At 67.5% G+C, this 8,848-nt stretch carries 9 protein-coding genes and 1 pseudogene; 9 read left to right on the plus strand and 1 reads right to left on the minus strand.

The genetic code is table 11. The features are described from left to right. Nucleotides 1-119 precede the first annotated feature (119 nt). From QOD90_RS22855 to QOD90_RS22890, 8 genes and pseudogenes are all read left to right on the plus strand, one after another. The gene (locus QOD90_RS22855; RefSeq protein ID WP_526353352.1) at nt 120-1,622 is read left to right on the plus strand and encodes an FAD-dependent oxidoreductase; all 1,503 of its coding nucleotides are present in this window, start codon (nt 120-122) and stop codon (nt 1,620-1,622) included. 23 nt (nt 1,623-1,645) lie between these two features. Further along, entirely contained in the window at nt 1,646-3,139 is a 1,494-nt protein-coding gene (crtI, locus tag QOD90_RS22860) for a phytoene desaturase family protein (protein WP_526353354.1), read from the plus strand. Nucleotides 3,140-3,243: 104 nt separating this feature from the next. Further along, complete coding sequence (locus QOD90_RS22865) at nt 3,244-4,191, plus strand: phytoene/squalene synthase family protein (RefSeq protein WP_526353356.1); 948 nt, start codon at nt 3,244-3,246, stop codon at nt 4,189-4,191. 2 nt (nt 4,192-4,193) lie between these two features. Beyond that, nucleotides 4,194-4,535: a lycopene cyclase domain-containing protein gene (locus QOD90_RS22870; protein ID WP_526353364.1), complete on the plus strand. Its 342-nt coding sequence runs from the start codon at nt 4,194-4,196 to the stop codon at nt 4,533-4,535. Next, a pseudogene (locus tag QOD90_RS22875) lies at nt 4,532-4,837 on the plus strand (lycopene cyclase domain-containing protein); the annotation flags it as partial. The gene QOD90_RS22870 and the pseudogene QOD90_RS22875, both read left to right, overlap by 4 nt. A 20-nt stretch (nt 4,838-4,857) precedes the next feature. Then, complete coding sequence (locus QOD90_RS22880) at nt 4,858-5,580, plus strand: class I SAM-dependent methyltransferase (protein WP_526353358.1); 723 nt, start codon at nt 4,858-4,860, stop codon at nt 5,578-5,580. Further along, the gene (locus tag QOD90_RS22885; protein WP_526353360.1) at nt 5,577-7,094 is read left to right on the plus strand and encodes an FAD-dependent oxidoreductase; all 1,518 of its coding nucleotides are present in this window, start codon (nt 5,577-5,579) and stop codon (nt 7,092-7,094) included. The genes QOD90_RS22880 and QOD90_RS22885 overlap by 4 nt, the downstream gene beginning before the upstream one ends. Continuing rightward, nucleotides 7,091-8,101, plus strand: a complete 1,011-nt coding sequence (locus tag QOD90_RS22890) for a DUF5914 domain-containing protein (protein ID WP_526353362.1) — start codon at nt 7,091-7,093, stop codon at nt 8,099-8,101. The genes QOD90_RS22885 and QOD90_RS22890 overlap by 4 nt, the downstream gene beginning before the upstream one ends. Here QOD90_RS22890 and idi read toward each other — a convergent pair. Further along, nucleotides 8,098-8,634 (minus strand): isopentenyl-diphosphate Delta-isomerase, encoded by a 537-nt coding sequence (idi, locus tag QOD90_RS22895; RefSeq protein ID WP_526353366.1) that lies wholly within the window; start codon nt 8,632-8,634, stop codon nt 8,098-8,100. The two genes, QOD90_RS22890 and idi, sit on opposite strands and share 4 nt — an antisense overlap. A gap of 131 nt (nt 8,635-8,765) precedes the next feature. Between idi and QOD90_RS22900 the strand changes: the two genes are divergently transcribed. After that, a partial coding sequence (locus tag QOD90_RS22900; RefSeq protein ID WP_526353368.1) for a DUF7218 family protein occupies nt 8,766-8,848 on the plus strand: 83 nt, incomplete at its 3' end.

The raw sequence follows: 8,848 nt of genomic DNA on the forward strand, positions 1-8,848 counted from the left end.
ATCGCTTCGATCTGCGCTGACCTTTCCGATCACGACGCCAGGCCGGTCCCGTTGGGGCCGGCCTGGTGTCGTCTGGGAGCGCGGAGTTTCGGCGCACCACCGACGGGTATGGCGTTGCGATGACGTCGTTGTGGCTTGCTGATCGTGTCGTCACTCCCATGCCGGCGCGGACCGGACTTCCCGGCGCGCCTTCGGCCGACGTGGTGGTCGTCGGCGCAGGGATCACGGGACTCATCACGGCCGTGCTCCTAGCCAGGGCGGGCAAGGACGTCCTGGTTCTGGAAGCCCGCTCCGTCGGAGCCTGCGCGACCGGAAACACCACCGGCAAGATCAGCCTGCTGCAGGGCAGCAAGCTTTCCAAGATCGCCGCGAAGCATGGATCCGGTCTCGCCGCCCAGTACGTCGCAGGCAACCGCGAAGGCCAAGCTTGGCTGTTGCGCCACTGCGAGAGTCGAGGGATCGCCGTCCAGCGCGAGGATGCCTACACCTACGCGCAGTCCGAGGACGGGGTGCCGACGGTGCGCGCCGAGCTGAACGCCGCACGATCCGCTGGCCTGGACGTCGACTGGGTCGACGATGCAGGCACACCGTTTCCCTATCGCGGCGGCGTGCGACTGCGCGACCAAGCGCAGTTCGATCCAATGCCGTTGCTGGACAGTCTGGTCGTCGAACTGGAAGAGCACGGCGGCCGACTTGCGCAGGGGGCCCGGGTACGTCGCGTGTCTGGCCTTCGCTCGAATCTGAAGGTGCACGTAGAGATGCCCGACGGCGATGACGTCGTCGTCCGAACGGAGCGACTCGTCCTCGCGACGGGAATGCCGATCCTGGACCGTGGCGGTTTCTTCGCCCGCCTCAAGGCGCAGCGGTCCTACTGCATGGCCTTCGAGGTTCCCGGGGACATCACCCGCGGCATGTACCTGGCAGCGGATTCACCATCGAGGTCCGTCCGCTATGCGCCGACCGAAACGGGGGAGGTGCTCATCGTCGGCGGGGCCGGCCATCCCGTCGGACGGGAGAAGGCGCCGTCCCGAGCCATCGACGAGTTGACCGACTGGACCGTGTTGCACTATCCGGGCGCGGTCCGAACCCATTTCTGGTCGGCACAGGACTATTCCCCCGCCGATGAGTTGCCCTACGTGGGCGCCATCTTGCCCGGTCTCGACAGCGTTTGTGTGGCAACGGGTTTCGACAAGTGGGGAATGAGCAACGGTGCTGCGGCCGCCTTGGCGCTGGCCGGCAGGCTCCTTGGCGGCCGAATGGATTGGGCCGACGCCTTTGCGAGTTGGAGTCCGCACGAACTGTCCGGGATCAGCACCCTCGCGCAGTCGAACCTCGAAGTCGGATTCAATCTCGTCAAGGGGTGGGTGACGCCGATCGCTGCGTCGGGTCAGGAGACCTCCGTGCAAGGAGGTGTCGTCAGTGGTCCGCCGTGGCACCTACGGGCGCGAAGCATGGTCGATGGGGTCGAACGCGTCGTGTCACCGGTCTGCCCGCACCTGGGCGGCATCGTCAACTGGAATGACGCGGACGAGACATGGGAATGCCCGTTGCACGGCTCGCGATTCGGCCCGGACGGAACCCGACTCGAAGGCCCCGCCACTTGCGATCTCACCCCCGCCTGATGTCGCGCGGATCGAGGCGGCGAATGACCGCGAACAATGGTGATCACGTCGTCGTGGTCGGTGCCGGGTTGTCCGGTCTGGCCGCGGCCCTGCACCTGGCCGGGCGGGGTCGCGCGGTCACCGTCGTCGAGCGCGGGCAGCATCCGGGCGGCCGGATGGGCCGGTTGGACATCGGCGGCTACCGCATCGACACCGGACCCACCGTGCTGACCATGCCCGACATCATCGAGGACACGTTGAACGCGGTCGGGGAATCGCTCGCCGACCGGCTCGACTTGAGTCCGGTCGATCCGTCCTACCGGGCGCTCTTCGCCGACGGTTCACAGCTGCACGTGCACCGCGAAGCCGATGCGATGGCCGACGAGGTCGCCCGTGTGATGGGGTCGGCGGAGGCGAAGGGATATCTGCGACTGCGGGATTGGCTGACGGAGCTCTATCGCGTCGAGTTCGACGGATTCATCGCCAGCAACTTCGACTCACCGCTGTCGCTGGTGACGCCGCAGCTGGCGCAACTCGCCGCGCTCGGCGGTTTCCGGCGGTGGGATCGGGTGATGCGTCGATTCCTCGCCGATGAGCGGCTGCTGCGAGTGTTCTCGTTCCAGGCGCTGTACGCCGGCGTCCCGCCGCAACGGGCGTTGGCGGTGTACGCCGTCATCGCCTACATGGACACCATCGCCGGGGTGTACTTTCCACGCGGTGGCATGCGGTCGGTACCCGATGCCTTGGCAGGGGCGGCCACCGACGCAGGCGTCGAATTTCGCTACGGAACAACGGTTTCGAGTCTGGAGCGGGTGGGCAGCAGAGTATCGGCGGTACTGACCGAGGATGGCGAGCGGATCGCCTGTGACGCGGCGGTCCTGACCACCGAGCTGCCGGACACGTACCGGTTGCTCGACCGCCGACCGCGTCGGCTGTTGCCCCTGCGTGCAGCGCCGTCGGCGGTCGTCGTGCACCTCGGCTGCCGAGCCTCGCCCATCGAGAACGCGCACCACACCATCCTGTTCGGTGACGCCTGGGAGCAGACGTTCCGCGACATCATCGATGACGGCCGGGTGATGTCGGATCCCTCACTGCTGGTGACGAGGCCGACCGCGAGCGATCAGTCGTTGGCCCCGCCCGGCCGCGACCTGCTCTACGTTTTGGCGCCTGCCCCGAATCTGACTCGCGGGACGATGAATTGGGGCCGCGACGGCGACGCCTATGTGCGCGGCGTGATCGACGCGGTCACCACCAGGTTGCCCCATCTGGGAGCGGACGTCGAGGTGCTCGACGTGGTCGACCCGCAGGGCTGGGCGCGGCAGGGGATGTTCGCCGGTACGCCCTTCGCGCTGGCGCACACGTTCGGCCAGACCGGGCCATTCCGGCCCGCCAACACGGTTCGGGGCATCGACAACGTGGTCCTGGCAGGGTCCTCGACCGTACCTGGGGTCGGTGTGCCGACGGCGCTGTTGTCGGGGCGGCTGGCGGCCGACCGCATCACCGGCAGCGTGGGCCGGCGTGCGCTGAGCAGATCTTGACCGTGCGCGCGACGATTCGATCCGTCCGTACGGGGTAAGCACCCCTTACCGACCCGCCCGCCGTAGTTGGCCTGCCAAGAATGGATACGCAGAGTGGTGCACTCGTGATCAATTCCGAACTCGACGCGGCGGGCGTACGCGATCAAACTCTGCGCGCCGCCTACCGACGCTGTCGGGAGATCAACGCGGCCCACGGCCGCACGTTCTACCTGGCCACCAGGTTGCTGGCACCTTCACAGCGGCCAGCCGTTCATGCGCTGTACGGATTCGCCAGGCGCGCAGACGACATCCTCGACGACTTCGACCCCGACCTCACCGTCGCGCAACGCGCTGACATGCTCGACGACCTGGCCACGCAGCTGTTCGACCGACTGACCAGCGGCCGGTCCGGTGGCGACGAGCCGGTGCTGGCCGCCGTGGTGCACAGCGCCCGCAAATATGGCATTCCGTGGCAGCTGTTCGACGACTTCCTCGCCTCCATGCAGATGGACCTGACGGTCACGGACTATCCCAACCGGGCCGAGCTGGACCGTTACATGTACGGCTCAGCGGAGGTCATCGGCCTTCAACTGCTCCCCGTCCTCGGCACCATCGGACCGCGGGAGGAAGCCGCCCCCTATGCGGCGGCGTTGGGGAAGGCGTTCCAGCTCACCAACTTCCTTCGCGACGTCGACGAGGATCTGCAGCGCGGAAGGATCTACCTTCCGGCCGACGAGCTCGCCGCACACGACGTCGACCGCGAGCTGTTGACCTGGTGCCACGACCGCCAGCGCACCGATCCGCGAGTGCGCTCGGCACTGGTGGAGCAGCACGCCGCCACCCGTCGCATCTATGATCTCGCGCGCGGTGGACTCGCTCATCTGCATCCGCGGTCACGCCCCTGCGTCGACGCGGCGCTGCTGCTGTATTCGGAGATCCTGGACAGGATCGAGGACATCGACTTCGCCGTGTTCAGCCAGCGAGCCACGGTCGGCACCGCGCGTCGCGCCAGGGTCGCGGCGGCGGGTCTGGCGAAGGCTTGGCGGGCGCGGGCGGGAAGCGTCGAGGCGTGACGGTGGATCGCTGGCAATATTTGTTGGTCCTGGTGGCGTGCCTGGCTCTCACGGCACCGTTGGAGTTCTTCGGTCGTGGTGTCTACCGACAGGCTTGGCGGCTGGTCCGCGCCGTGCTTCCGGTGGCAGCGGTCTTCGTCGGATGGGATGCCATCGCCATCGCGGGGCACGTGTGGAGCTACAACCCGCGATACGTCACCGGCATCGAGCTGCCATTCGCCATCCCACTGGAGGAGTTGTTGTTCTTCGTGGTGATTCCGATCTGCGCGCTTCTGACCTACTCGGCGGTGAGCGCGATACTGCGGCGTCGTCGCCACACGACCAGCCGGGTGCTGCGCCAGTGACTGGTCTCGGATACACCCTGCCCGCGGTGGTCGCCGTGGTCTTGGTGTGCGCGTGGGAGTTCGGGTGGCTGCGCACCGGACTTCTGCGCCGACCCGCTTACTGGATGTCGATGGTCATCGTGATCGGCTTCCAAGTCTTGGTGGACGGCTGGCTGACGAAGTTGAGTGCTCCGATCGTCGTCTACGACGAGCGTCACACCAGCGGCATCCGTTTCCCATGGGACATTCCCGTCGAGGACTTCCTGTTCGGTTGGGCGCTGGTGACCTCGGTGCTGTTGCTCTGGGTGCGCCTGGGATCGCGCGAGAATCGGGACGACGAATCGTGGGCAGGGAAACTGGCGGGGCGCCGAGCGACGTCGCTGCGACGTTCGACGCTGGCGCGGCCAGCTATGACGCCCTGGTTGGTGCAAACCCGGGATATCATGTGCACCTTCGTCTTTCGGCGCAGCGCATGCGCCTCCCCGGCGAGGGCCGCGGATTGCGGCTGCTCGACGTGGGATGCGGCACCGGTGCCTCGACGGCGGCGCTGATCTCGGTTGCCCCCGAGGCCGAGATCATCGGCGTCGACGGCTCGGCGGGCATGCTGGCGCAGGCAGCCGCGAAGCGGTGGCCGCCGTCGGTGCGTTTCGTGCGCAGTCACGTTGAGGATCTCGCGACCGCAGGCGTCGATGGCCCCTTCGACGGCATCCTCGCCGCGTACCTGATCCGCAACGTCGCCGACGCCGACGGCGTGCTGTGCAACCTCCGCGACCTGCTGCGACCCGGCGGCACGCTCGCCGTGCACGAGTACTCGGTCCGCGACTCGCGCCTGGCAGTGGCGACGTGGAACGCGGTGTGCGCGGCGGTCATCATCCCTGCGGGTCGGATCCGTACGGGTGACGCGAGTCTCTACAGATATCTGCGCCGCAGCGTGAACCAGTTCGACGGCGCTGCCCGCCTACGGGAACGACTCCGCGACAACGGTTTCACCAACGTGCGCAGCGAGACGATGTCTGGCTGGCAGCGCAATATCGTGCACACCTTCCTTGCGGATGCGCCACGATGACGGATCGACGCCGGGTGGTGCACGCCGCGCGTGCGGGGCTCCCCGACGCTTCCCGGCTGTCGCGTCGACCGAAGGTGGTCGTGGTCGGCGGGGGAATCGCCGGCCTCGCCGCTGCCACCGGACTGGCCGAACGCGGTGTCTCGGTCGACGTCGTCGAGCGGGAACCGTACCTGGGCGGCCGCGTCGGCGGCTGGCGAGAGGAACTCGACGACGGCGCAGAAGTGTCGATGAACCGCGGGTTCCACGCGTTCTTCCGCCAGTACTACAACCTCCGAAACCTGTTGCGGCGCATCGATCCACACTTGGCGATGCTGACCGCTGTCGAGGACTACCCACTGGTCGACGGTGAGGGCCGTCGTGACACCTTCCGCGGATTGCCGCGGACACCGCCGCTGAATGCGTTGGCGTTCGCGTTGCGCAGCCCAACCTTCCGGCTGCGCGACCTCGTCCGCATCAATGCCCGCGCCGCCGCTCCCTTGGCCGCGGTGTCGCTGCCGGAGACCTACCACCTTCTCGACGACGGTGACGCCGACACCTTCCTCCGCGACATCAACTTTCCCACCGCGGCGCGCCACCTGGCATTCGAGGTCTTCTCGCGCAGCTTCTTCGCCGAACCCGATCAACTCTCGGCCGCCGAGCTCGCGACGATGTTCCACATCTACTTCCTCGGGTCAAATGAGGGCCTCGTGTTCGACGTAGCCAACGCGAACTTCGACGTGGCACTGTGGGATCCGCTGCGGTCTTATCTGGAGACACTAGGCGTGCAATTCCACACCGGGGTCTCGGTGACGTCCGTCGACGTCGCAGCGCACTTCGTCGTCGACACCGACGACGGGCGGATCGTTCGGGCTGACGGCGTGGTGCTCGCCACTGACGTCGCCGGTCTGGCGCACGTCGTCGGCGAATCGCCGACTCTCGGCGACGACGCGTGGCGAGCACGCATCGCTGCCCTGGCCAGCGCGCCACCGTTCGTCGTGCAGCGGCTGTGGCTGGATCGGCCGGTCGAGGCAGATCGGGCCGCCTTCCTTGGGACCGGAGGCAGGCCGCCGCTGGACAACGTCAGTGTGGTGAACCGTTACGAGAGGGAGGCCGCCGCGTGGGCCGAAGCGACGGGCGGGTGTGTCGTCGAACTGCACTCCTATGCGGTCACCGCCGACCATCACGATCTGCGCGACCGCCTGCTGACCGAAATGTACGAGCTGTATCCGGAGACCCGGCATGCCCGGATCGTCGGTGAGAAGACACTGTGCCGCAATGATTGTCCGCGATTCGCACCAGGCGACTTCGCCACCAGGCCGGGGGTCGACACGCCTCTCGACGGGTTGGTTCTGGCCGGTGACGGCATCCGCATCGACCTGCCCGTCGCCCTGATGGAACGCGCTGCCACCACCGGGTGGTCGGCCGCCAATCGGTTGCTGGAGGACTTCGGCATCGCGGGCCACGCCCTTGAGACCGTACCCACGCGCGGACGCTCCGCAGCGCTACGACGACTCGCGGGAGGGCGATCGAGGTGAACAGGTTCGGTGAAGGACGCTCCCGGTTGTCGAAAGTCCTTCCCTTTCAGATGCTTCCGCATTCGCGATGGTCCGAACAGAGGGCCACTCATCGCGACGCGTCGGTGGCGGTCATCGACGCCGCGCTCACGCGGTCGCAGGCCAGGCCCAGCGGCAACTGGTATCCGTTCGCCGCCGCCTCCAGCGTCGACAAGCGGCCACTGGGCTTCACCGTGGCAGGTGTCGAGCTGGTCGCCTGGCGCGGTGCGGACGGAACCCTCTGCATCGGTCCCGGCGCATGCCCGCACCTCGGGGCCGAGTTGTCGACCGGTGTCGTCGACGGTGGGGAGCTGGTGTGTCGGTGGCACGGCCTGCGGTTGTCGTGCGCGGGTCGGCCGGGGTGGCGCACCCATCCCGCGTACGACGACGGCGTGTTGGCGTGGGTACGGCTGGACTCCGTTGGCGGCGAAGAACCCTCGGAGCTGCCGGTGATCGTGGGACGACCGGATGGTGCAGCGATGTCGGCCGTTACCGTGCTGGAGGGCACCTGCGAGCCTCGCGACGTCATCGCCAACCGGCTGGATCCGTGGCACGGATCGTGGTTCCATCCCTATTCGTTCACCAGGCTCGAGGTGATCAGCGCGCCGTCCATCGACGCTGACCCGGCAACGGAACAGGACCGGTTCCTCGTTGCGGTCACGTTCCGGCTCGGCCGGCTCGGTGTGCCCGTGGTGGCGGAGTTCACCAGTCCCGAACCGCGGACCATCCAGATGCGGATCGTCGACGGCGAGGGCGTCGGCAGCGTCGTCGAGACGCACGCGACCCCGCTGAGTCCGCAGCGGGCCCGCGAGCCGAGGACGGCGGTGATCGAAGCCGTCATCGCTCATTCGGACCGGCCCGGCTTTGCGCATGCGTTGCGAGCCGCGCCGTTGATCACGCCGTTCATGCGCTACGCCGCCACCCGGCTCTGGCGAGACGACCTCAGGTACGCCGAGCGTCTGTTCGCCCTACGGGGTCACCGGCGCTAACCAGGGCTCGGTAGTCCTGCGGCCTCCAGCAGCGGGATCTGGGTTACCGCCCAGGGACTGATCGCCCACGGCAACCGAGCTGCCGCGCACAACTCCTGCCAAGACACCCAGCGGGAGTCCATCACCTCGGCCGGCGCGGCGACGACATCCGCGTCGGTGCGCGCGTAGAACACTGGGCAGATCTCGTTCTCCACGGTTCCGTCGGCGGCGACCGCCTGGTAGCGGAAGTCCGGAAGGATGCATGCGGGCTCGTCGATCGCCACGCCCAGCTCGTCGCGGGCACGACGTCGTACGGCGTCGGTGACGGGCTCGCCCGGTGCAGGGTGTCCGCAGAAGGAATTGGTCCAAACGCCGGGCCACGTCACCTTCCCGAGCGCGCGCCGGGTCAGCAGCACCCGTCCTCCGGCATCGAACAGATAGCAGGAGAAGCCGAGATGCAGCGGCGTCGCTCGGTGGTGCACGTCGGCCTTGCTCGCACTACCGATCTCCTGACCGGTCTCGTCGACCAGTACCACCCGCTCGTCATGGGTCATCGTCGTCACGGACACGGTTGGTACATACCCGCCAAAGCGCCGTTGACTCCACCATCCTTGCGCCGTTTCGGCGGTTGGCGGGACGGGCATCCTCGAAGGGACCGTTCCGGACCGACGAACGAGGAATGACCATGCCGAACGCATCCATCAAGAACGAGAAGATGTACGAGGAACTCCGCAAAGACGGCAACTCCAAGCAGAAGGCAGCGCGCAT

The sequence above is a fragment of the Mycobacterium sp. genome (assembly GCF_032161845.1).
GTDB lineage: Bacteria > Actinomycetota > Actinomycetes > Mycobacteriales > Mycobacteriaceae > Mycobacterium.

Coding starts and splice junctions, on each gene's coding strand:
- QOD90_RS22885 (WP_526353360.1), top strand. CDS start 5,577: ATGACGGATCGACGCCGGGTGGTGCACGCCGCGCGTGCGGGGCTCCCC.
- idi (WP_526353366.1), bottom strand. CDS start 8,634: ATGACCCATGACGAGCGGGTGGTACTGGTCGACGAGACCGGTCAGGAG.
- crtI (WP_526353354.1), top strand. CDS start 1,646: ATGACCGCGAACAATGGTGATCACGTCGTCGTGGTCGGTGCCGGGTTG.
- QOD90_RS22855 (WP_526353352.1), top strand. CDS start 120: ATGACGTCGTTGTGGCTTGCTGATCGTGTCGTCACTCCCATGCCGGCG.